The sequence below is a fragment of the Streptomyces sp. NPDC001858 genome, from assembly GCF_053594615.1.
Genome location: NZ_JBSFEV010000007.1, coordinates 118,176 through 139,997, shown reverse-complemented (window position 1 = coordinate 139,997; position 21,822 = coordinate 118,176). Strand labels below are relative to the sequence as shown.

21 protein-coding genes, 1 tRNA gene and 1 pseudogene are annotated in these 21,822 nt (G+C 70.9%); 11 read left to right on the top strand and 12 right to left on the bottom strand.

Annotation, left to right across the window (positions count from 1 at the left end; translation table 11 throughout):
- Positions 1–9 precede the first annotated feature (9 nt).
- The gene (locus ACWCPF_RS12655; RefSeq protein WP_451044991.1) at positions 10–582 is read right to left on the bottom strand and encodes a GNAT family N-acetyltransferase; all 573 of its coding nucleotides are present in this window, start codon (positions 580–582) and stop codon (positions 10–12) included.
- A 130-nt stretch (positions 583–712) separates the two neighbouring features.
- Between ACWCPF_RS12655 and ACWCPF_RS12650 the strand changes: the two genes are divergently transcribed.
- Both ACWCPF_RS12650 and ACWCPF_RS12645 read left to right on the top strand, forming a co-directional pair.
- Positions 713–1,666, top strand: coding sequence for an ATP-binding protein (locus tag ACWCPF_RS12650; protein WP_451044990.1), 954 nt, complete (start codon positions 713–715; stop codon positions 1,664–1,666).
- 66 nt (positions 1,667–1,732) lie between these two features.
- Positions 1,733–2,125, top strand: coding sequence for an SCO5389 family protein (locus tag ACWCPF_RS12645; protein WP_451044989.1), 393 nt, complete (start codon positions 1,733–1,735; stop codon positions 2,123–2,125).
- Between the two features lie 93 nt (positions 2,126–2,218).
- Here ACWCPF_RS12645 and ACWCPF_RS12640 read toward each other — a convergent pair.
- Positions 2,219–2,375, bottom strand: a pseudogene (locus ACWCPF_RS12640) (IS5/IS1182 family transposase); the annotation flags it as partial.
- A gap of 89 nt (positions 2,376–2,464) precedes the next feature.
- Between ACWCPF_RS12640 and ACWCPF_RS12635 the strand changes: the two are divergent.
- Complete coding sequence (locus ACWCPF_RS12635) at positions 2,465–3,238, top strand: maleylpyruvate isomerase N-terminal domain-containing protein (RefSeq protein WP_451044988.1); 774 nt, start codon at positions 2,465–2,467, stop codon at positions 3,236–3,238.
- Positions 3,239–3,441: 203 nt separating this feature from the next.
- Here ACWCPF_RS12635 and ACWCPF_RS12630 read toward each other — a convergent pair whose 3' ends face one another.
- The 4 genes from ACWCPF_RS12630 to ACWCPF_RS12615 all read right to left on the bottom strand — a co-directional run bounded on the left by ACWCPF_RS12630 (position 3,442) and on the right by ACWCPF_RS12615 (position 8,466).
- Entirely contained in the window at positions 3,442–4,047 is a 606-nt protein-coding gene (locus ACWCPF_RS12630) for a hypothetical protein (RefSeq protein ID WP_451044987.1), read from the bottom strand.
- A 161-nt stretch (positions 4,048–4,208) separates the two neighbouring features.
- Positions 4,209–5,069, bottom strand: a complete 861-nt coding sequence (locus ACWCPF_RS12625) for an alpha/beta fold hydrolase (protein ID WP_451044986.1) — start codon at positions 5,067–5,069, stop codon at positions 4,209–4,211.
- A 141-nt stretch (positions 5,070–5,210) separates the two neighbouring features.
- A complete protein-coding gene (locus ACWCPF_RS12620) occupies positions 5,211–7,388 on the bottom strand; it encodes an elongation factor G (protein WP_451044985.1) in 2,178 nt (725 codons plus the stop codon).
- Positions 7,389–7,755: 367 nt separating this feature from the next.
- A complete protein-coding gene (locus ACWCPF_RS12615) occupies positions 7,756–8,466 on the bottom strand; it encodes a nucleotidyltransferase domain-containing protein (RefSeq protein WP_451044984.1) in 711 nt (236 codons plus the stop codon).
- Between the two features lie 277 nt (positions 8,467–8,743).
- Between ACWCPF_RS12615 and ACWCPF_RS12610 the strand changes: the two genes are divergently transcribed.
- The 8 genes from ACWCPF_RS12610 (at position 8,744) to ACWCPF_RS12575 (ending at position 17,165) form a co-directional block, all read left to right on the top strand.
- Positions 8,744–9,667: a hypothetical protein gene (locus ACWCPF_RS12610; RefSeq protein ID WP_451044983.1), complete on the top strand. Its 924-nt coding sequence runs from the start codon at positions 8,744–8,746 to the stop codon at positions 9,665–9,667.
- Positions 9,668–9,798: 131 nt separating this feature from the next.
- Positions 9,799–10,953 (top strand): NAD(P)/FAD-dependent oxidoreductase, encoded by a 1,155-nt coding sequence (locus ACWCPF_RS12605; RefSeq protein WP_451044982.1) that lies wholly within the window; start codon positions 9,799–9,801, stop codon positions 10,951–10,953.
- Positions 10,950–11,258, top strand: a complete 309-nt coding sequence (locus ACWCPF_RS12600) for a (2Fe-2S)-binding protein (protein WP_451044981.1) — start codon at positions 10,950–10,952, stop codon at positions 11,256–11,258. Before ACWCPF_RS12605 ends, ACWCPF_RS12600 begins: the two co-directional genes overlap by 4 nt.
- The gene (locus ACWCPF_RS12595) at positions 11,242–12,672 is read left to right on the top strand and encodes an FAD-dependent oxidoreductase (protein ID WP_451044980.1); all 1,431 of its coding nucleotides are present in this window, start codon (positions 11,242–11,244) and stop codon (positions 12,670–12,672) included. Before ACWCPF_RS12600 ends, ACWCPF_RS12595 begins: the two co-directional genes overlap by 17 nt.
- Positions 12,673–12,724: 52 nt before the next feature.
- A complete protein-coding gene (locus ACWCPF_RS12590; protein WP_451044979.1) occupies positions 12,725–13,702 on the top strand; it encodes a dihydrodipicolinate synthase family protein in 978 nt (325 codons plus the stop codon).
- A gap of 49 nt (positions 13,703–13,751) precedes the next feature.
- The gene (locus tag ACWCPF_RS12585) at positions 13,752–14,753 is read left to right on the top strand and encodes a proline racemase family protein (RefSeq protein ID WP_451044978.1); all 1,002 of its coding nucleotides are present in this window, start codon (positions 13,752–13,754) and stop codon (positions 14,751–14,753) included.
- A gap of 100 nt (positions 14,754–14,853) precedes the next feature.
- Positions 14,854–15,555, top strand: a complete 702-nt coding sequence (locus ACWCPF_RS12580; RefSeq protein WP_451044977.1) for a GntR family transcriptional regulator — start codon at positions 14,854–14,856, stop codon at positions 15,553–15,555.
- Positions 15,556–15,842: 287 nt separating this feature from the next.
- Positions 15,843–17,165 (top strand): flavin-containing monooxygenase, encoded by a 1,323-nt coding sequence (locus ACWCPF_RS12575; protein ID WP_451044976.1) that lies wholly within the window; start codon positions 15,843–15,845, stop codon positions 17,163–17,165.
- Between the two features lie 83 nt (positions 17,166–17,248).
- Here ACWCPF_RS12575 and ACWCPF_RS12570 read toward each other — a convergent pair whose 3' ends face one another.
- From ACWCPF_RS12570 to ACWCPF_RS12545, 6 genes are all read right to left on the bottom strand, one after another.
- Positions 17,249–18,595 carry a cytochrome P450 gene (locus ACWCPF_RS12570; protein ID WP_451044975.1) on the bottom strand — a complete coding sequence of 449 codons (1,347 nt, stop codon included), beginning with the start codon at positions 18,593–18,595 and terminating at the stop codon, positions 17,249–17,251.
- An 8-nt stretch (positions 18,596–18,603) separates the two neighbouring features.
- Positions 18,604–19,197: a GTP-binding protein gene (locus tag ACWCPF_RS12565; RefSeq protein ID WP_451044974.1), complete on the bottom strand. Its 594-nt coding sequence runs from the start codon at positions 19,195–19,197 to the stop codon at positions 18,604–18,606.
- Positions 19,172–19,549: a DUF742 domain-containing protein gene (locus ACWCPF_RS12560; RefSeq protein WP_451044973.1), complete on the bottom strand. Its 378-nt coding sequence runs from the start codon at positions 19,547–19,549 to the stop codon at positions 19,172–19,174. The genes ACWCPF_RS12565 and ACWCPF_RS12560 overlap by 26 nt, the downstream gene beginning before the upstream one ends.
- The gene (locus tag ACWCPF_RS12555) at positions 19,546–19,947 is read right to left on the bottom strand and encodes a roadblock/LC7 domain-containing protein (RefSeq protein ID WP_351919300.1); all 402 of its coding nucleotides are present in this window, start codon (positions 19,945–19,947) and stop codon (positions 19,546–19,548) included. The genes ACWCPF_RS12560 and ACWCPF_RS12555 overlap by 4 nt, the downstream gene beginning before the upstream one ends.
- Entirely contained in the window at positions 19,944–21,110 is a 1,167-nt protein-coding gene (locus ACWCPF_RS12550) for an ATP-binding protein (RefSeq protein WP_451044972.1), read from the bottom strand. Before ACWCPF_RS12550 ends, ACWCPF_RS12555 begins: the two co-directional genes overlap by 4 nt.
- 473 nt (positions 21,111–21,583) lie before the next feature.
- A tRNA-Leu gene (locus ACWCPF_RS12545) sits at positions 21,584–21,668 on the bottom strand.
- Between the last annotated feature and the right edge of the window lie 154 nt (positions 21,669–21,822).

Genomic DNA, 21,822 nt, shown 5'->3' with positions numbered 1-21,822 from the left:
GTTACCGGCCTAGAGATGGGGGGAGACGGCGGTGGGGCGGTGGGAGACGAGGGCGTCGAGCGGGACGTCGAAGTGCACGATCCCCTGACCGCCGCCCGGGTCCGCACGCTCGTCGTGCACGACCGTGCCGATCGACCGCCAGAACCCTTCGGCGCCTTGCACGGCGGGGTCGGTGTGCAGATACACGGCCCGGTAGCCGCCGTCCGCCGCGGCGAAGGCGAGCAGTTCGGCGACCAGCCGCCGGGCGAGGCCCCGCCGCCGGTGCTCGGACCGGACGTAGATGCGGCGCAACTGGGCGCTCTCGCCGGAGGGATAGCGCTCGGCCACCTGCCGGGGGTTCGGCGGGTGGAGGGGGCCGCGGGAGTCCAGGGCGCCGGTGGCGACCACCTGCCCCTCGGCGTCGAGCGCGACCAGCAGGGTATGGCGGGCGGGGACCAGATAGGCGGCGACCGGATCGATGATGTCGCCGTGCCAGCGGGGCACGTAGCCGGTACCGAAGTCGCGGTAGACGGTGTCGAGCATGACGGCGCGGGCGCCGTCGAGGTCCTCTGGGCCCGCGGGCCTTATGCAGTAGTCGCGCACTTGCACATCCTATGCATTAAGTGGCGAATATTCGATCACCCGACCGCCTCGCCTCGGGGATTTGACAGAGATCACTTCACGCCCCGAATCTTAGCCACATGACATTCATTTTCAAAAAGGCGGTGCGGTGATGCGCATCGCCTTCGTGGGGAAGGGCGGCAGCGGCAAGACGACACTGTCGGCCCTGTTCGCCCGACACTTGGCACGGTCCGGCGCACCGGTGCTCGCCGTGGACGGCGACATCAACCAGCACCTGTCCGAGGCCCTCGACCCGACAGCCGCCACACCGCCCTTCACCGCCCCGCCCCTCGCCGGGCACCTGGGCGAGATCAAGGACCTGCTGCGCGGCGCCAACCCGCGCATCCCCTCCCGCGAGGCGATGGTCAAGACCACCCCGCCGGGCCGCGGCTCCCGACTGCTGCGCCTGCTCGGCGACGACGAACTGCACACCCGCCACGTCCAGCGGGTCGGCGGCGTGCCGCTCATGGTGACGGGCGAGTTCGACGAGAGCGACCTGGGCGTGGCCTGCTACCACTCCAAACTGGGCGCAGTCGAGCTCTACCTGAACCACCTCGTCGACGGCCCCGGCGAGTACCTGGTGATGGACATGACCGCCGGCGCAGACGCCTTCGCCTCCGGCCTGTTCACCCGCTTCGACATGACGTTCCTGGTGGCCGAACCCACCCGTCGAGGCGTCTCCGTCTACCGCCAGTACCGCGACCACGCCCGCGAGTTCGACATCCCCCTCGCGGTGGTCGGCAACAAGGTGACCGGCGAGGACGACCTCCTCTTCCTCAAAGAACAGGTCGGCGACGACCTCCTCACCCACCTCGCCCTCTCCCCCTGGGTCCGCTCCGCCGAACGAGGCAGCCCCCGGGGCGAGTTGGAGGACACCAACCGCCACGCCCTCGACATCCTGCGCGACACGGTCGACGCCCGCCCCAAGGACTGGCCGACCCTCCACCGCCACACCGTCCACTTCCACCTGCGCAACGCCGAATCCTGGGCCAACGACGCAACGGGCCGGGACCTGGCGGGGCAGGTGGACCCGGAGTTCGTGCCGGGCCCGGACGCACTGACCTGAAACCGAAGGTGGGGGGCCTCCCCCTCCCCCCTCCCCCTCCCCTCCCCCAGAACAGGAACGACACCCATGTCTCTCGATGTCTCCCCGAAGCTCCTCGCCGAGGCCGAAGCCGGTGACATCCGTGAGGAGGACTTCGTGGACACGGTCCGCACGTCCCTCCCCTACGCCTACGACCTCGTGGCCTCCCTCGCCTCCGAACTGCACGCCGGCATCGGCGAGTTCACCGACAACCAGATCCCTCCCGCGTCCGAGCAGGAGCGCGGCCAACTGCTCCGCGCCCTCGCCAGCGACGCCATCCGCAGCAGCCTGGAACGCCACTTCGACGTCACGCTGGCCTTCCAGAACTGCCACCGGGTCGCCGCGTTCCGCCCGGGAGCGCGCGACGGCGAGACCTTCACCCGCTTCACATCGACGCGGGCACAGGTACTGAACCAGTCCGCAGTGCTGCGGGACTGCTAGGGCCGACTGTCCTGGCGATCAGGAGCGGAGCCGGATGACGAGTGCTGCGGCGGTGACGGTGACGGCGCGTTTGTCGTCTCCGTCGCAACCACGCGGACTGTTTCAGCTTGTTGATCACCCGCTCGACACTGTTGCGCTTGGCGTACCGCTCCTTGCCGAAGCCGGGTGGCGGCCGGCCACCGGCGCTCCCGCGCCGCAGACGGCCGGCCGCTTGGTCGGCTTTCTCCGGGATGACGTACCGGATCCCGCGTCCAGGCACCGGAGCTCCGCCCGACCGTCGACGCGTTCGTCCGACAAATTCGCTACCCGGCGGCCGGAGCGTCGTGATACACAACCGCCGTGCAAAACATCTTGGAGTTCCCCGAGGTCCTGCGGCTGATAGAAGAGCGCTCGGCCGCGTTCCGCGCCGCGATCGCGTCCGCCCCCGACCTCGACGTCCAGGTCCCGACCTGCCCGGACTGGACGCTGCGCGAACTGGCGCAGCACCTCGGCGACGGTCGCCGCCGCCAGGCCGCCATCGTCGCGGCGGGCCCGGGCGCTGAGCCCCCGGCGAGGACGGACCCGAAGGGCGCCCCGACCGCGCCCCGCGACCGCGAAGCCCTGGACGCCTGGCTCGCCGAGTCGACCGAGCTCATGCTCGACGCGCTGCGCGAGGCCGGCCCGGACCGCGGCTGCTGGACCTGGTGGGGCCGCTCGCAGGCCCCGGAGACCAGCGGAGCCGTGGCCCGGCACCAGATCCAGGAGATCGCCGTCCACACCTACGACACCCAGCTCACCCAGGGCGCCGCACAGCCGCTGCCGACGGACGTCGCGGTCGAGGGCGTCGACGAGTTCCTGACGACCGTCTCGGCGACGACCGTCCCCTGGCCGTTCAAGCCGGCAACCATCGACCTGCACGCAACCGAGGGCCGCTCCTGGCGCCTGACCCTCAACGCCGACGGCGTCCGCTGCGACGCCCTCGCCGCTGACGCCGAGCCGGGCGACATGGCCATGCGAGGCGAAGCGAGCGAACTGGTCCTCTACTTCTACGCACGCGTCCCGCTCCACGTCCTGGAGACCACCGGCGACACCAAGCCGATGGAGCAGCTCGCAGACTGGGACCCGAACGCGTAAAACGCGCACTTGTCACGCATCCGTCGGTGGTGCGCGCGGTCCTGCGGACAGCTCGTCCTGACACCCGGTCATCGGTCCTCCGGCACGCCGTCATGTCGGGCAGTGGGTGCTGGGGAGATCGGGCAGCCGCTCGGGCCGATCGGCTGCCTCTCCCGATCCCCGGACACCCGCACCGCCGGGCACCCGCACCGCCGGGCATCGGGCTACCGGACACCCGCCGCGTCGAGCAGCCGTACCAGATCCTTTCGTCCGTATCCGAGGAGGGCGGCGCGATGGGCCACCGTCAGCAGCAGCTGCGCCACGGTCTGTGCCCCGTATCCATCCGGATCGTTCCGCGACCACTCGTCGGGTTCCTCGATGCCGAGGCTGTTCATCACCACGCCGTGTTCGCGGCGAATCTCCGCGACGGTGTCGGACACGGCGCCCAGAAGCGTGGCCCCTGACCGCTCGCACTGCAGAGCGAAGCAGCCGAAGTCGACGGGCTGACAGCCGCTGGGCGGATGGGTACGCAGGCTCTCGTAGCGCTCGTCTCGGAAGTCACCGCCGAACTCCTCGTGCACCAAGGCGAATCGGTGCACGCCCGGGGCCGACGGCGGTGTCGGCGCAGGTGAGGGCGCCGGGGCCGCATGCTCCCAGCCGGCATCCTCGTGCGCCGGCCCACGCGCCTCGTCCTCGTCCTCGTCGGCCCGCCGTACCTCGTCCTCGTCGGCCGAGGTGGCCGTCAAGCCGGTCTCGTCGTGGTGCCCTGTCGTCGTACCGTCTGTGTCGCGCTGGAAATGCAGGCTCACAGCCACCCCCGTGGTCGTCATGAGCGGGAAGATCCCGTCACCCGCACAACGGCCCGCCCTGGTCCCGCGTGCCCTCGCTCCGGGATATCACCCGTTCGCGTGACGACACCGCTCGCCGGTGACGAAGCCGCCGCGGGCACCCCGCCCGCTGGTCTGCTGTACACCACTCCTTCGCCGGGGAATCAGCGTCCGCCTTCCATGAACCCGTTCACGGCTGTCACGAAGCGCTCGGGATCGTCCCGCCACGGAAAGTGCCCTGCCCCCGGCTGCACGACGAGCTCGGTGTCGGTCCGTCCGCCGCGGAACAGATCCGCGAACTCCCGCATCGCCCGTGGGGGAGCCGCCAGGTCGCCCTCACCGGCCAGGATCAGGACCGGGGACGGGAAGGATGCGAGGGCCTGCCGGGTGGCGGCCGGGGTGAAGGCGCCCTCGGCCGTGTACACGGCCGCTGCCTCATGGTTCTTCTCCTTCTCGCCGGCCGCGTCGAAGGCCCGGGCCTCGTCGTCCCAACGGGCGTGGAAGAAGGGGGCGACAGCCTGCCAGGAGTCGGCCGTGGCCCGTCCGGCGGTGACCTCCTCCAGAGCCGCGTAGGCGGGGCCGAACCAGGGTTCGTCACGGCGCAGTCGAGCTGTCGACAGCCGGTCCTCGGCGGTGATCTCGACCCCGACCGCGTACACGCTCGGGGTGATCAGCAGGAGGCGTGCGACGCGGTCCGGGTGGCGGGCGGCGTAGAGGATCGCCAGGTTGGCTCCCCCGGAGTGCGCGAGCAGGTCGAACCGTTCGAGCCCGAGGTGCGCGCGCAGCGCCTCCACATCGTCCACTTGGCGGTCGCAGCGGTATGACGCCGTGTCCGCAGGGGCCGCCGACTCGCCGGTGCCCCTGGGATCCAGCCCGATGAGGCGGCGGTGTGAGGTGAGGCCGCCGAGGTCCCCCAGATATGCGGTGGACTGCATGGGTCCGCCGGGGAGACAGATCAGGGGCGCTCCGTGCCCCGACTCATGGTGGGCGAGGCGTGTTCCGTCAGGGGCGTTGAAGGTGGGCATGGGGTTGAGCCTCACAGTGGCTCGCAGGGCTGGCAACCCGGTTCTCGCCGGAACACCGACCCTGCCACTTGACGCGCGCCCTCAGGCCGGTCCCCGGAACCTCGGGCCGAGGTTCCGGGGACCGCACCCCGCTGCCGGGGCCTACCGCGTCGTCGCCGCCGTGGGCGCCGGGGCGTATCCCGTCGGGCGGGCCGAGAAAGTGCCTCGGCCCTGTGTTCGGCTGCGCAACCGGGTTGCGTAGCCGAACAGTTCGGCCAGCGGCACGGTGGCCGTGACCACCGCCGAACCACCACGCACGGCCGAGTCGGTGATCCGCCCGCGTCGGCCGGCCAGGTCGCCGAGGACCCCGCCGACGGCGTCCTCGGGCACGGTCACCGTGACCTCGACCACCGGTTCCAGCACGGCCATCACGCAGCCGCGCAGGGCCTCACGGAGCCCGAGCCGGCCTGCGGTGCGGAAGGCCATCTCCGAGGAGTCCTTCACATGGGTCGCCCCGTCGGTCAGGGTGACCCGCAGTCCGGTGACCAGGTGCCCGCCGAGGGGGCCCTCGGCAAGGGCGTCCCGGCAGCCGGCCTCGACGGCACGCGCATACTCCTGCGGCACTCGTCCACCGACGACGGTCGAGCGGAACGCGAACCCGGTTTCGGCGTCACCGCCCGCGTCGCCGTCGCCGAGCGGTTCGACGTCGAGCACGACATGGGCGAACTGGCCCGCGCCGCCGTCCTGTTTGACGTGGCGGAAGACCAGGCCGGACACCCCACGGACGACCGTCTCCCGGTACGTCACCCTCGGACGCCCCACGTTGACCTCCAGCCCCAGGCTGCGGCGGATCTTCTCGACCGCGACCTCCAGATGCAGTTCGCCCATGCCCGACAGCACGGTCTGACCCGTCTCCCGATCGGTCCTGACGACCAGCGACGGGTCCTCCTCCACGAGCCGGGCGAGCGCCGAGGCCAGCCGGTCGGCGTCGGTGCTCGTGCGCGCCTCGACCGCCACGGAGACGACCGGGTCGGGGACCCCCGGCGGTTCGAGGACGATGGGCGCGTCGGGCGCACACAGGGTCGAGCCCGCGCGGGCCGACTTCAGCCCGACCACAGCCACGATGTCACCGGCGACCGCGCGCTCCAGTTGGGCGTGCCGGTCGGCCTGTACGCGCAGGATCCGGCCGATCCGCTCGGTGCGTCGCGCGCCCGACTCCCATACCGCGTCTCCCTTCTCGATCGTGCCCGAGTACACCCGCAGATAGGTGAGCCGACCCGTCGGGGTCGCGCTGACCTTGAACGCGAGTGCCGCGAACGGCGCGGCGGGGTCGGCGGGCCGTTGCCGGCCGACGACATCCTGCATACGGTCGACACCGTCGTGCATACCGCGGGAAGCATTTTGTATACGGTCGACGACCTCGCGCCTACCGCCGCCCGCATTTCGCATACCGTCGACGCCCTCGTGCATACCGCACACCGGCGGCACGTCCAGCGGCGACGGCAGATAGGCGACGACCGCGTCGAGCAGCGGCTCGACGCCCCGGTTGCGGTAGGCCGAGCCGCACAGCACGACCACCCCGTCACCTGTCCGGGTCAGGTCGCGCAGGGCTGTGGAGAGAGTCTGCGCGGAGAGTGTCTCCCGGTCGCAGAACTCCTCCAGCGCGGCCGGGTGCCGCTCCGCCACGGCTTCCTCCAGCAGGCGGCGCCGACGCAGCGCCTCCTCCCGCAGCTCCTCGGGCACCGCCCCTTCGACGGCGCTGTCGCCGTCGTCGTTCCAGGTCAGCGCCCGCATTCGCAGGAGGTCGACGACGCCGGTGAAGTCGTCCTCCGCGCCGATCGGCAGTTGCACGACCAGCGGGACCGGATGGAGTCGTGCCCGGATCGACGCCACCGCGGCGTCGAGGTCGGCGCCGGCCCGGTCCAGCTTGTTGACGAAGGCGATCCTCGGTACGCCGTGCCGGTCGGCCTGCCGCCACACGGACTCGCTCTGCGGCTCCACTCCGGCGACCGCGTCGAACACCGCCACCGCCCCGTCGAGCACCCGCAGGGATCGCTCCACCTCGTCGGCGAAGTCGACGTGTCCGGGGGTGTCGATCAGGTTGATGCGGTGGCCGTCCCAGTCGCAGCTCACGGCCGCGGCGAAGATGGTGATCCCGCGGTCGCGCTCCTGAGGGTCGAAGTCGGTGACGGTCGTGCCGTCGTGGACCTCACCGCGCTTGTGCGTGGTCCCGGTCGCGTACAGGATCCGCTCGGTGACGGTGGTCTTGCCCGCGTCGACATGGGCGAGGATGCCCAGGTTGCGCACGGCGGCGAGCTGACGGTCGAGGTTGTTGCGCACGGCCCTTGGCCTTTCGGGGTGTTCCGAGAACGGGCAGCGCGATTTCCCGCCGGACGCGATGAGCGTCAAGGTCTGTGAATGCGTTCGGATCAGACCTGTTTGACGCGCCGTCAGACATGACGTGTCGACGGCGCGTCGGGGTGCTCAGGCGTTCGTCAGGACATCCGATGCCGGCCGCGCAGCGAGCACCGGACGGACGTGGATACGAGGATCACCTCGTAGCGGGAGCGGGGAGCGACGACAGCGGTGTGGTCACGCATGGCCGGGCTCCCCTCGTTCGTCTCGGTACCGGACAGCCGCGTCATGTCGTGGGCTGCGCTCGGTCTTCGGCGAGTGTAGGGGCGAACGATCGTGCGCGGCACCTGATTTATCGTGTGGGCGGCTGCTCCTCGTGGGCGGTGTAGAACTGCCGGCGCACTCGGCGCAGCCATGCTTCGGCGGCCGTGTCGTCGGGGTGTTCGGGCAGCACGCTGCGGGTCTCGGCGAACGCCTCCTCGAAGCCGCGGAGCAGCGGCAGCGCGGTTTCGGGATCGGCGGCGACCCGGTCGCCGAACCGGTGGTAGCTCTCCGGGTCCTCGACCCGGATCGTCAACTGCCCGGTGGCGTACAGCTCATAGCCTTGGGTGCAGAGGCGCTTGAGGTGTCGTGCGTGCTTGGCGGTCCGTTTGCGGACCTCCTCGGAGAGAGGGCCCTGACTGCGGTTGTGCAGTTTGCGGAACTGCTGCGTGGCGTAGCCGAGGTAGGCGTCGCGGACCCGGTGAGCGCCGAGCAACGTCTGGCGGACGGCGATGAGTTCGTCGCCGAGTGGGGTGCGCACCTCGTACAACTCGTCGGGCAGCCAGACGAGTTCCATCACGGTCGGGTTGCCGCCGAGGGCGAGTCGGCACCATTTCGCGGCTTCGTGCAGGGTGCGGTCGGGCGCCGTGCTGACGTGCGACTCCTTCGGCCCGTGCAGACCGTGCAGTTCCTCGGTGGGGGCGGCGAACATGCCGAGGCGGTCGATGTCCGAGCCTTCGTGGGCGAGCCCGTAGGCGGTCGAGCCGACGATGCCGGACAGCAGGATGTTGGTGACGGTCACAGGTGCCCCCGGTCGTTCCCCCGACGATGATCACCCGGCGCCGCGGCCGACGACGGAAACGCCATGATGCCCCGGCCCCGGCTCGCGCCACCTCGCATTTTCCGGCACCGCCCCTGCGCGCGACCCGCTCCACCCAGTTCCACCCGATCCGCCCACCCCGCTTCTCGCGCCGCCCCCGTCGCGCTTCACCCGTACGGCTCCTTGCGCTGGTCGAGCGGCCCGGCCGGTGGTGCGGTGGAGAGCAGGGGCAGCCGACCCCCGTCCTCAGGAGGTACTCGTGACCAGCCCTCGCCCGTCGTCCCGTCCGCCCTCCCCGCCCCGTCCCTCGGGCCCGGCCGGTCCGAACCGTCCGGCCCGCCCGGCCGGGCCGACCCGGGTGCTGGCCGCCGTCCTGGCCGCCGGAACGCTGCTCACCACGGCAGCCTGTTCCGGCGGGGACGACAGGGCGTCGAGCGGCGCAGGCGTGACGGCCTCGCCCGTCGCCGAACGCGCCGTCACGACGTCTCCGACCACATCCCCGACCAAGTCCGCGACCGCGTCCCCCATCGAGCCGCTCACACAGGCCGGCGCGCGGACGGCGCTGATCACGGAGGGCGACCTGGAGGACAACTGGACGCAGGTGAAGACCGCGGGGAGCTGGCAGGACCGACTGCTCATCGACACGGTCGACGCGGCCCAGTTCGTCACGGCCAAGACGCAGTCCGACGACTGCCAGCAGTTCCTCGACGGGCTCTACGACGACGACCTGCTGGGGAAGCCGTCCGGCGCGTCGGCGCTCACCGGCTTCCAGGAGGGCGACTCCCGTCTGCTCTACCAGGTCGCCGCCTACGAACGGGCCGCCCTGGACTCGAAGTTGGACTGGCTGGAGTCGCTCCCGACCGAGTGCGACCAGTTCAACGCGGTCGGCACCGACGGCTCCACCCGCACCGTGCAGGTCATCGAGAACTCCCTGCCCAAGGTCGGCGACGCCCGCTACGGCTTGACCATGACCATGCAGGGCGTCTCCGGCGGCTCCCCGATCACGCTCACCCTCGACGTCGCCGTCGTCCGGGTCGGGGACGACGCGATCACCGTCACCAACGGCGGACTCGACGGCGCGGACCACGACAGCACGAAGGACGCGGTGAGCCACGGCACCACACGCCTCAAGGACGTCCGGGAAGGCCGCACCCCGGCCCCTGAGCCCAGCGAGTTCGACTGAACGCGCGCCACCTCGCCACCGCAGCCGCCGCTGCCACCGCCCGCCCCAGCCCGCCCCCCGTCCCGTCGTCGTCGCCGCCCGGCCCCCGACGCCTTCTTCCTCCCCTCAGAGCAATGTGACATATTACTGATGTGACCAAGCGACCTAGCGGTGACGTCGTGGTCGTCGGCGCCGGCATGGTGGGCGCCGCCTGCGCGCTGTACGCGGCACGGGCCGGGCTGGACGTGATCCTGGTCGACCGCGGGCCGGTGACCGGTGGCACGACCGGCGCGGGCGAGGGCAATCTGCTGGTCTCCGACAAGGAGCCCGGACCGGAGCTACAACTGGCCTTGCTGTCCCGCCGTTTGTGGGGCGAGCTGGCCCAAGAGCTCGGAACGGACGTCGAGTTCGAGGCCAAGGGCGGGCTCGTCGTCGCATCCACGCCCGAGTCGCTCGCCGCTCTGACGGACCTGGCGGCCGGACAGGGCCCGGCCGGGGTGGAGACGGTCCCTGTCGACGCGGACCGACTCATCGATCTGGAACCGTACTTGGCGCCCGGACTCGCGGGCGGCGTGCTGTATCCGCAGGACGCCCAGGTGATGCCCACCCTCGCCGCCGCCCACCTGGTGAAGGCGTCGGGTGCGCGGCTGGAGACCGGGCGCACGGTGACGCGCGTTCTGCGCGGCGCCGACGGAGCCGTACGGGGTGTGCGGACCGACCGGGGCGACATCCTCGCGGCGGCCGTGGTGAACGCGGCCGGGACGTGGGGTGCGGAGGTCGCCGCGCTGGCGGGGGTCGGACTGCCGGTGCTCCCCCGCCGCGGCTTCGTCCTGGTCACCGAGCCGCTGCCGCTCCGGGTGCGGCACAAGGTGTACGCCGCCGACTACGTGGCCGACGTCGCGAGCGACTCGGCCGCCCTGCAGACCTCGCCGGTCGTCGAAGGAACCGCCGCCGGGCCGGTCCTGATCGGCGCCAGCCGTGAACGGGTCGGCTTCGACCGGTCCTTCTCGCTGCCGGTGGTCCGCGCCCTGGCGGCGGGCGCGACGCGGCTGTTCCCGTTCCTGGAACACGTCCGGGCGATGCGCACATACGTCGGTTTCCGCCCCTACCTGCCCGACCATCTGCCCGCCGTCGGGCCCGACCCCCGCGTGCCCGGGCTGTTCCACGCCTGCGGCCACGAGGGCGCGGGCATCGGCCTGGCGACCGGCACCGGACACCTGATCGCGCAGACGCTCACCGGCAAGAGCCCCGAGCTGGACCTGACGCCGTTCCGCCCCGACCGCTTCGCCGAGGAGGCTGCCAGGTGAACCCCTTGAAGCTGGTCGGGGCGTGTCCCGGCGCCCCGTTCACCGTCACCTTCGACGGCCGGGAGATCGAGGCGCTGCCCGGTCAGACGATCGCGGCGGCCCTGTGGTCGTCGGGCGTCAGCGCGTGGCGCACCACCCGGGGCGGAGGGCGTGCGCGCGGGGTCTTCTGCGGGATCGGCGTGTGCTTCGACTGCCTGGTGACCGTCGACGGCCGCCCCAACCAGCGGGCCTGTCTGGTGCCGGCCCTGCCGGGCGCGGACGTCCGTACGCAGGAGGGGACGGGCCACGATGACCACGACGGCTGAACACCGTCCGGTGCTCGCGGTGATCGGGGCCGGCCCGGCCGGGCTCGCCGCCGCTCTGGCGGCCGCGGCGCGGGGAGTGCGCGTGGTGCTGATCGACTCCGCCGCCGAGGCGGGCGGGCAGTTCTACCGGCAGCCCGCGGCCGGGCTCGGCGCCCGGCGTCCCCAGGCCCTCCACCACCAGTGGCGTACCTGGGAGCGCCTGCGCGCAGGGCTCGACGACCACCTGGCCGCCGACCGCGTGACTCATCTGAGGGACCATCATGTGTGGTGCGTGGAACGGGAGTCGGACGGCTCTGCGGCAAGCGGATTCACCGTCCATGCGCTGCTCGGTCCGCTGCAGGAGGAGTCCGTCGCGGTCCGCGCCGACGGCGTGCTGCTGGCTACCGGCGGCTACGAGAAGGTCCTGCCGTTCCCCGGCTGGACACTGCCCGGCGTGGTCACCGCAGGCGGCGCACAGGCCCTGCTGAAGGGCGGACTCGCGCTGCCCGGCCGTACGGCGGTCGTCGCGGGCACGGGCCCGCTGCTGCTGCCCGTCGCGACCGGGCTCGCGACCGCAGGGGCCAAGGTCGTCGCACTCGTCGAGTCCGCCGATCCGCGGAACTTCGTACGGCGCACGACGGCATGGGCCGCGGCCCCGGTCAAGCTCGCCGAGGGGGCCGTGTTCGGAGCCCAACTCCTGCGCCATGGGGTTTCGGTGATGGTTCGTCATGCCGTGCTGGAGGCGCACGGGAACGGGCGGCTGGAGTCCGTCGGCGTCGTCGCGCTGGACGCCGCGGGGCGGCCCGTGCCCGGCAACGAGCGACGCCTGCCCTGCGACACGCTCGCCGTGGGCCACGGTCTGCTGCCGCACACCGACCTCGCCGAGGGGCTCGGCTGCCGTCTCGACGGACCGGACGTGCGCGTCGACGACGAACAGCGCACCGACGTCCCCGGCGTCTGGGCCGCCGGCGAGACCACGGGGATCGGCGGTGCGGCCCTGTCGCTCGCCGAGGGACACATCGCCGGACGGTCGGCGGCGGCACGGCTGACGGGCTCCGTGCCCGACCCCCGGCAGTGGACTGCGGCCGCCCGGGCCCGTGCCCGGCTGCGGGTGTTCTTCGCGGCACTGGACGACGCCTACGCCGCAGCTCCCGTCCGGTGGACGGAGCAGGTGACCGACGAGACGGTCGTCTGCCGCTGCGAGGAGGTCAGCGCCGGCGCCGTCCGCGAGGCCGTCGGCGCGCTCGGCGCGGGTGATCTGCGCACCGTGAAACTGCTGACCAGGGCCGGGATGGGCTGGTGCCAGGGCCGAATGTGCGAACCCGGGGTGGCCGGCGTCGCGGGCTGTGCGCTCGTCCCGGCTCGACGGCTGCTGGCACGCCCCGTGCCTCTGGGGGTGCTGGCCGCCCCGACCGATCCCACGACTCCGCAGTGACGCTCACACCGGTGATATGTCACATGGTACGCATCGAAGGGACCCTCCGCGCATGACCGCCCCCACGCCGTCCCCGGCACTCACCATCGCCTCGGCACCGACCACTTCTTCGGCACCCACCACATCCTCGGCGCCCACCGCCGACCCGCGCCGACCCTGGCGCGGTGTCCTCGTGGCCACCGCGCTCCCGCTCCGCGACGACCTCTCCGTCGACTACGACCGGTACGCCGAGCACTGCGCCTGGCTGGTGGCGAACGGCTGCGACGGCGTCGTACCGAACGGTTCCCTCGGCGAGTACCAGGTGCTGACGCCGGAGGAACGCGCCAGAGTGGTGGAGACCGCGGTGGCCGCGATCGGCGGCGCGCGGGTGATGCCCGGGGTCGCCGCGTACGGCTCGGCGGAGGCCCGGCGCTGGGCCGAGCAGGCGGCCGAGGCGGGCTGCGGCGCGGTGATGCTGCTTCCGCCCAACGCCTACCGCGCCGACGAGCGTGCCGTCGTGGCCCACTACGCCGAGGTCGCCAGGGCGGGTCTGCCGGTCGTGGCGTACAACAATCCGATCGACACCAAGGTCGATCTCGTGCCCGAACTGCTGGCCCGACTGCACGGCGAGGGGTACGTCCAGGGCGTCAAGGAGTTCTCGGGCGACGTCCGTCGCGCCTACCGGATCGCCGAACTCGCCCCCGAACTCGACCTGTTGATCGGCGCCGACGATGTGCTGCTGGAGTTGGCCGTGGCCGGCGCCAAGGGCTGGGTGGCCGGTTACCCCAACGCGCTGCCGCACGCGTCGGCTGCCCTGTACCGGGCGGCCGTCGCGGGCGATCTGGCCGTCGCGCTCCCCCTCTACCGGCAGCTTCATCCGCTGCTGCGCTGGGACTCGCGCGTCGAGTTCGTCCAGGCGATCAAACTCTCGATGGACGTCGTGGGCCGCCACGGCGGCGCCTGCCGCCCGCCACGGGTCCCGCTGCTGCCGGAGCAGGAGGCGGCCGTCCGCGCGGCCACCGAGAAGGCCGTCGCCGCGGGTCTGGCGTGACACATCAGGGCCGACCGCCGACCGACTCCGCCGTCCGGAAGGGGACTTCATGCGCAGCAAGCTCGTCCTGCACGCCGTCGACTCGCACACCGAGGGCATGCCCACCCGCGTGATCACCGGCGGCATCGGTGTCATCCCCGGCGCGACGATGAACGAGCGTCGGCTGTATTTCCGTGAACACCGCGACGACGTCAAGCAGTTGCTGATGAACGAGCCGCGCGGGCACTCCGCGATGAGCGGCGCGATCCTCCAGCCGCCGACCCGGCCGGACTGCGACTGGGGCGTCGTCTACATCGAGGTCTCCGGCTATCTGCCGATGTGCGGGCACGGCACGATCGGGGTGGCGACCGTGCTCGTCGAGACGGGCATGGTCGAGGTCGTCGAGCCGGTCACCACCATCCGGCTGGACACCCCGGCCGGGGTCGTCGTCGCGGAGGTGGCCGTCGAGGACGGCGCGGCCACGTCGGTGACCTTGCAGAACGTACCCTCCTTCGCGGTCGCGCTGGATCGCAAGGCGACGCTGGCGGACGGCCGCACGGTGCGCTACGACCTGGCGTACGGCGGCAACTTCTACGCGATCCTGCCGCTGGAGGAGTTCGGGCTGCCCTTCGACCGCGCCCGCAAGGACGACATCCTCGCGGCCGGCCTGTCGCTGATGGAGGCGATCAACTCCCGGGCGGAGCCGGTCCATCCCGAGGATCCGTCCATCCGCGGCTGTCACCACGTCCACCTGTACGCGCCCGGCGCGACCGCCCGCCACTCCCGGCACGCGATGGCCATCCACCCCGGCTGGTTCGACCGCTCGCCCTGCGGCACGGGGACGAGTGCGCGCATGGCGCAGCTGCATGCGCGGGGCGAACTGCCGTTGCACACCGAGTTCGTGAACGAGTCGTTCATCGGCACCCGGTTCACGGGCCGACTGCTCGGCACGACCGAAGTGGCGGGCCGTCCGGCCGTGTTGCCGAGCTTCACGGGCCGCGCCTGGATCACCGGCACGGCCCAGTACCTGCTCGACCCGACGGACCCGTTCCCGGCCGGGTTCGTGCTGTGACACGGCAGGCGCCGGCACCGTAGATACTGGTGGTACGTGACATGGCACAGGCGCCGATGTCACGGTGACACGGCACCGCCCGCATCCGAGGAGATCCACGATGGCCGCCCTGCCCGCAAGCAGCAGCCAGCCACCCGCCGAGCCGTCGCTGCCCGTGCTCGGCGGGCGACGCAGCAGCTATCGCGAGCGGGTCGCCGACGCCCTGCGGGCCGCGCTGATCGCGGGCGAACTGCGGCCCGGCGAGGTGTACTCGGCGCCCGCCCTGGCCACCCGGTTCGGCGTCTCGGCGACGCCGGTGCGCGAGGCGATGCTGGACCTCGCGAAGGAGGGCCTGGTCGACGCCGTCCGCAACAAGGGGTTCCGGGTCACCGATGTCTCCGACCGGCAGCTGGACGAGTACACGCACGTCCGCGCGCTGATCGAGATCCCCACGGTGGTGGCGTTGGCGACGACCGCCGACCCGGTGTCGCTGGAGGCGCTGCGTCCGGCCGCCCGGGAGATCGTCGCCGCCGCGGTCGCGGGGGACCTCATCGCCTACGTCGAGGCCGACACGCGTTTCCACCTCGGGCTGCTCGCGCTCGCCGGAAACGCGCATCTCGTCGAAGTCGTCCGGGAACTGCGCGGGCGCGCCCGTCTGTACGGGCTGACCGCGCTGTCCGCGTCGGGACGGCTGCTGGCCTCCGCCGAGGAGCACCTGGAGCTGCTGGACGCCCTGTCGGCGCGTGACGAGCGGGCCGTGCGCGAGGTCATGACGCGGCACCTGGGGCATGTGCGGGGATTGTGGGCCTCCGCCCACCCGTAGCACTCGCTCGCAGCACTCACCCGTAGCGGTCGCCCGTAGCGGTCGGCCTCCGGCGATTCACCCGTGGGTCCGTAGCGGTCGGTCTGCAGCGACTCGCCCCGCAGCGGGCGGATCGTCCAGTGAAGTCCCCCATGGGCCCCATACCCGGCTCCTCCTCTCCCGCCACCTCGGTCCGGGGATCGCCCCTGTGATCCTTGTCGCCGGTGTGCGAAGAGTGAGGAGTGCGTCGCACGGGCATTCAATTGCCCGTGCGCGAAAGGAATGACGTCCGACCTGTGGGGGAATCCGTGCGTCTGTGTCTGATCGGTGCGGGTCTGTCGGGGCTGATGACGGCACACACTCTGAAGACGGCCGGTGTCGACTTCGTCTGCCTGGAACAGTCGGACGACGTCGGCGGGATCTGGCGGCGTCCGCAGGCGGGCGAGCGCGGCCCCGGCTATGTGTCGCTGCACCTCAACACCGCCAAGCAGCTGACGGGTTACGCCGCCTACCCGATGCCCGACTCCTATCCGCTGTATCCGAAACACAGTCAGATCGCCGTGTATCTACGCGCGTTCGCCGAGTGGGCGGACGTACTGGACCGGGTCGAGCTGAGGACGACCGTGGAGTCCGTACGGCAGCAGGCCGACGGCGGGTGGACGGTCGTCAGCCGGGATGCCGACGGCACCGTCTCGTCCCGCGATTTCACTCACGTGGTCGTCGCCTCCGGGCACAACTCGGAGCCGTCGATGCCCGCGCTGCCGAGGGGCGCGGAGACGTTCACGGGAACGATTCGTCACTCCATCGACTACCTCGACGGCAGCGAGCACACCGGGCAGCGCGTCATCATCGTGGGACTCGGCCCCTCCGCGGTGGACATCGCCGCGGACGTGTCCCGGTACGCCGAGCAGACGATGATCTCGGTGCGCCGGGGACTGCACATCGTGCCCAAGCAGTTGTTCGGCATGGCCCTCGACCAGATCGCGGACGCCCCCTGGTGGATCAGCATGTCCCTGTCCGAACAGCGCCGTTTCATCGAACAGGCCCTGCTGGTCGCCCGCGGCAAGCTCGGCGACTACGGCCTGCCCGAGCCGGACCACCCGCTCTTCGCCTCGGCCATCACCATCTCCGACGAGATCCTCAGCCGTATCCGCCATGGCGCGGTCACGCCGAAGCCCGCGATCGAGGCCGTCGAGGGCGACCGGGTCTCCTTCACCGACGGCACGTCGGCCAGGGCCGACGCGATCGTCTACTGCACCGGCTACCAGATGACCTTCCCGTTCCTGGAGCCCGGCTGCCCGGTCGGCGCGCAGGGCACGGTCGAGCTGTACAAGCGGGTCGTCGCCCCGGATCGTCCCGGTCTGTTCTTCGCCGGTCTGATCCGGCCGGTCGGTTCGATCACCCGGCTGGTGGAGGCCCAGGCGCGGTGGATCGCGCGGCTGGTCACCGGCGACGAGGTGCTGCCGGAGCCGGAGGTCATGCGCAAGGAGATCGCGACGTATCTGAGCGGTGTCGCGGGTCAGTACGGGCAGCGGGAGGGGGCGTCGATCCAGGTCGACATGGCGCCGTATCTGCAGGAGTTGCGGGAGGAGCACTCGTCCCGTCGCCGGGAGGAGCACTCCTCCCGGTGACCGCCCCCAGATACAGCGCGAAGACGCCCGGGGCAGAGGAATGCCCGCCCCGAAGGGCGGGCATCCGGCCTGCTCGAGTGCGCCTACTTGGTCAGCCAGTTGAGGAACTTGCTCCACACACCGGACTGTTCGGGCTGGCGGGCCGCCACCGGACTCGGGCGCGCCGGCGCCTGCGCGGTGGTCTGCCGGGTCGGCCGGGCCACCGGCTTGATCGGGGTGTACCGCGCGGGGAGCGTGGCGAGACCGCGGCTGAACGCTCCCGGACGCCACGTCAGACTCGCCTCGGGAATGCTGAGTTCGATGTCCGGCAGCCGGTTGAGGAGGTTCTCGATGGCCGACACGGCGATCTGCCGGGCGGGTTCCTTCGAGGGGCAGGCGTGCGGGCCTGCGCTCCAGGCGAGGTGCGCCCGGTTGCTGCCGGACTTGCGGGCCGCCGTCAGCGTGGGTCCGGTGTTGGCGGCGCCGAAGCCGACCAGCATCAGGTCGCCGGCGGTGAGCTTCTGGCCGGCGAACTCCATGTCGGCCACCGGATAGTGGGCGGCGAAGGTGGTCATGGGCGGGTTCTCCCACAACGTGTCGTCCATCGCCTCCTCGATCAGCCCGCCCTCGTGCGCGTACCGGTCGTCGGTGAGCAGCCGGTGCAGGGTGTTGCCGATGAGGTTGACCAGGGGCTCGGCTCCCGCGCCCAGCAGCAGGGCGACCTGGTGCAGCATCTCCTCGTCGGTCAGTTCGGTGTGATGCTGCAGGAGCCAGGAGGTGACGTCCTCGCCGGGCTTGCGCCGCTTGAGGGCGACGAGCTCGCCGACGGCCTGGAAGAGGACTTCGCCCGCCTTCTCGGCGTTGACCCCGTCGAAGATGCCGGAGATGCCGAAGAAGACGCGGTCGCCGATGTCGGCGGTGCAGCCGAACAGCTCGTTGAACACGAACAGCGGCAGCTGCTTCGCGTAGGAGCCGATGAGGTCGGCCGAACCGCGTTCGGCGAACTGGGAGATGAGGAAGTCGGAGATCCGCTCGACGCTCTGGCTCAGCCGCATCGGGTCGATGCGCGACATGCTGTCCGTGATGGACTGACGCAGCCTCAGATGTTCGGCACCGTCGGTGTACATGCAGTTGGGCCGGTAGGCGAGCACGGGCAGGACGGGACTGTCGGGGGCGATCCGGCCCTCGTTGAGGTCGCGCCAGCGGCGTGCGTCCTTGCGGAAGGAGCCGGAGTCCTGCAGGAGTTGGAGGGCGGTGGCGTAGTCGGTGACGAGGGTGGCCTCGACTCCCGGGGTGATCTCCACGGGTGCGGTGGGCCCGTAGTGCCGCAGGTAGGTGTAGTAGGCCTGCGGGTCGGCCGCGTACTCCGGCCCGTACAGCGGGACTCTGCCGCCGGGCTGGTGCGCCGGGCAGCCCGGAGGGGGCACGGGGGCGGTGGGTTGGGCGTCCATGTCTGCTCCTAGTGGGCACGGTCCTGCAGGTGGCGGACGAGAGTGATCAGCGCTTCGGCCGAAGACTTCTCGTCTCGCGCGTCGCAGGTGACGACGGGGGTGTCGTCGAGCAGGTCCAGTGCGTCGCGCAGAGCCGTCTCGTCGCGCGGCGGGGCGCCGTCGAAGTGGTTGACGGCGATGGCGTAGTCGAGTCCGTACTGCTCGATCAGATCGATCACGGCGAAGGAGTCCGCGAGTCGCTCGGGGTCGACGAGCACCAGCGCGCCGAGCGCGCCGCGTGCCATGTCCTCCCACATCTGCACGAAGCGCTGCTGGCCCGGCGTTCCGAACAGGTAGAGCACGACACGGTCGCTGATGGTCAGCCGGCCGAAGTCCATGGCGACCGTGGTGGTGGTCTTGCCCTGGACGCCCTTGAGGTCGTCGACCGACTCAGCGGCCCGTGTCATGGTCTCTTCGGTGGTCAGCGGCTCGATCTCGGAGATCGCCCCGATGAACGTGGTCTTGCCGACCGCGAAGTGGCCCACGACTAGGATCTTCACCGCCGTCTGCGTCGCGCCGCCGCGGACGTAGGCCTGCTCATCCAAACTTGGCCCTGAGACCATTCAGCACCTCCTCCAGGATGTCCCGGTCGGCGAGTGGAGCCCGCTGCACGGGGGGACGCGTGATGAGGTAGCCGCCTTCGGTGAGGGCGGCGAGGAGGATCTTCACCACGCCCAGGGGCAGTTGGGTGTGCCCGGCGATCTCGGCGACCGAGAGGTAGCCGGCGGCGCACAGGTCCAACAGGTTCTGTTCCTCGGGGGACAGGCGGGTGGGCCGTTGCTGGTGGTCGGTGGTCGCCGTGACCAGCGTGATGAGGGAGAGCTGTCCCTCGTCGGGCAGCCCGCGCCCCTTGGTGATGACGTACGGACGCACTAACTCCGGTGTCTGGGGCTCCAGTTCGTCGAAACCGGTCATGACCGTGCGCCGAGGTTCTCGCGCGGCGGCGTGGTGAGCGCCTTGCCGAGCTGCCCGACGAGTTGCTGCATCCGGAAGGTGATGTCCTGCATGTCGACGTCGGGCGAGGCCGAGACGCCGAGGTAGGCGCCCTCGCCGGCGGAGATCAGGAAGACCCAGCCGCCGTCGAACTCGACCAGCGTCTGCCGCCAGCGCATCTGCGGGTCCTCGCAGAAGAACGCGAGGGAGCGGCTGAGCGACTGCACACCGCTCATCGCCGCGGCGACCCGGTCCGCGTCGTCCTTGCCGAAGTCCTGCGTCCGTGCCATCAGCAGGCCGTCGGCGGATATCAGAACGGCATGCAGGGCCCCGGGAATCTCCAAGGCGCTGTCAAGCATCCATGACAGATCGTCGTTCACGAGACCTCATGCCCTTCGCTGCTCGCACCACGTGTGTTGCTCGACTTTTCCGCGGGATTCGCAGGCGTGGCCCGGCCCGACTGGGTGCCCCGTTGGAAGGCACCCATGATCGCCGCCGTCTCGGCGCCCGAGCGGCCGGGAGCGGCGGCGGACGCGCTGCCCGGCACGATGGCCATGGGCCGCTTGCGACGCCGCTTCGGCAGGCCGTCGGCGGTGGTGCTGGCGGGGAGCGCGCCTTCTGCGCCACTGAGGCCGGTGGCGGTGACGGCGGGAGCGACCGGGGCCGGCTCCCTCTGCTCGGGCGCGCTGGTGAGCAGATCGTGCGGCAGCAGGAGAACCGCCCGGACACCTCCGTAGGGGGAGGTGGAGTCCACGGACACCTCGAAGCCGAAGCGCTCGCTGAGCACGCCGATCACCGCGAAGCCGAACTGCGGCGGGTTGCCGAGCGCGGAGACGCCCGAGACCCGGTCGCTGGTCAGGAGTCGGTCGGCGCGGGCGCGCTCTTCGTCGTTCATACCGACGCCGGCGTCGTCGACGACGATGCAAATACCCTTGGGCACGGTACGAATGTTGATTTCGACGACGGTGTCCGGGCTGGAATAGCTGGTGGCGTTGTCGAGCAGTTCGGCGAGGGCCAGTGCGACCGGTTCGACGGAACGGCTCGTGATGCCGAAGTCGACCTGGGAGAGAATCTCCACCCGTCGGTAATGCCGGACCCTGCCCTGTGCGCTGCGCACCACGTCGTACACGGACGCGACATCGCGTGCGCGGCCCAGCCAGCCGTCGCACAGGACGGCGATGGACTGGGCGCGTCGGCCGAACTGCGAGTTCGTGTGGTCGATCTCCAGGAGGTCCTGGAGGATGACCGACTCGCCATATTTGTTCTGCAGCCGGGAGACGATCAACTGCTGTTCCGCGGCAAGGCCCTGAAGGGTCCGCATCGCGGACTTCAGAACCGTTTTCGTGGCGTCTTCGGCTCGTTCCTGAGCTGCCTCGACGGATTGCGCGTACTCGTTCTCCAAGGCGGAGTAGTGGGTCCTGAGCCCCGCGATCTCCTGGCTCAAGGCACGCGCCGCCCTGCGCTGACGAACAATGAGGGCGACTGCGATGAGCAGGGCGACGAGGAGAGCCCAGAGTGCCGGGTTCTGTATGTAATCAGTCATAAGACTCTCTTCAGGCGACTGACGGCCAGTTGCTGAATTCCCGTCAATGCGGGTGGACCGGCGGACCGCCCGCACCGGGGTGACCGCCCGGACTGTCCCCGTAGTCGGAGATGTCGTCTTGCACCCATCCGCCCGCTCTACAAGCGAGCGTGATCGTATCACCACAAGAAGTCGTCACAGACCGTCAATATGCTGACTGGGATGCACATTGACGGACCGTCAGCAAAGACTGTGAGTAACCCGTGAGCGACCCGTGAGGGACCGTCCGGCGACCGGGAAGCGACCCTGAAACAGGGGCGTCGAACGGCGGGACAGGACAACCGATAAACGGGCTTCCGCGACATTCGGCAGCAAGGGAATAGAAAAGGGAACAGAAACAGAGAAACCCGCACCCGGCGAACGCCGAATGCAGGTATCAAATGCGAGCATCGAGTGCTCACCGAGCGGGATCCGCTCGACACGGAGAGTGAAAGTGTCCGAGGGGGGACTTGAACCCCCACGCCCGATAAAGGGCACTAGCACCTCAAGCTAGCGCGTCTGCCATTCCGCCACCCGGACCAGGTGTCTGCCGCCACGCGTGTTCCCCGCGGCGACATGGACAACAATACCAAGCTTTCAGGGTGCGTTTCACCTGCATAACCGCTGGCCCAGCGGCTGCCGGGCCGCCCGGCGCGGGTACCTCACGCCGGGTGACCGGACGATCACTGCAGCC

Coding starts and splice junctions, on each gene's coding strand:
- ACWCPF_RS12650 (WP_451044990.1), top strand. CDS start 713: ATGCGCATCGCCTTCGTGGGGAAGGGCGGCAGCGGCAAGACGACACTG.
- ACWCPF_RS12645 (WP_451044989.1), top strand. CDS start 1,733: ATGTCTCTCGATGTCTCCCCGAAGCTCCTCGCCGAGGCCGAAGCCGGT.
- ACWCPF_RS12630 (WP_451044987.1), bottom strand. CDS start 4,047: ATGACGACCACGGGGGTGGCTGTGAGCCTGCATTTCCAGCGCGACACA.
- ACWCPF_RS12625 (WP_451044986.1), bottom strand. CDS start 5,069: ATGCCCACCTTCAACGCCCCTGACGGAACACGCCTCGCCCACCATGAG.
- ACWCPF_RS12595 (WP_451044980.1), top strand. CDS start 11,242: ATGACCACGACGGCTGAACACCGTCCGGTGCTCGCGGTGATCGGGGCC.
- ACWCPF_RS12590 (WP_451044979.1), top strand. CDS start 12,725: ATGACCGCCCCCACGCCGTCCCCGGCACTCACCATCGCCTCGGCACCG.
- ACWCPF_RS12585 (WP_451044978.1), top strand. CDS start 13,752: ATGCGCAGCAAGCTCGTCCTGCACGCCGTCGACTCGCACACCGAGGGC.
- ACWCPF_RS12580 (WP_451044977.1), top strand. CDS start 14,854: ATGGCCGCCCTGCCCGCAAGCAGCAGCCAGCCACCCGCCGAGCCGTCG.
- ACWCPF_RS12570 (WP_451044975.1), bottom strand. CDS start 18,595: ATGGACGCCCAACCCACCGCCCCCGTGCCCCCTCCGGGCTGCCCGGCG.
- ACWCPF_RS12565 (WP_451044974.1), bottom strand. CDS start 19,197: ATGGTCTCAGGGCCAAGTTTGGATGAGCAGGCCTACGTCCGCGGCGGC.
- ACWCPF_RS12560 (WP_451044973.1), bottom strand. CDS start 19,549: ATGACCGGTTTCGACGAACTGGAGCCCCAGACACCGGAGTTAGTGCGT.
- ACWCPF_RS12550 (WP_451044972.1), bottom strand. CDS start 21,110: ATGACTGATTACATACAGAACCCGGCACTCTGGGCTCTCCTCGTCGCC.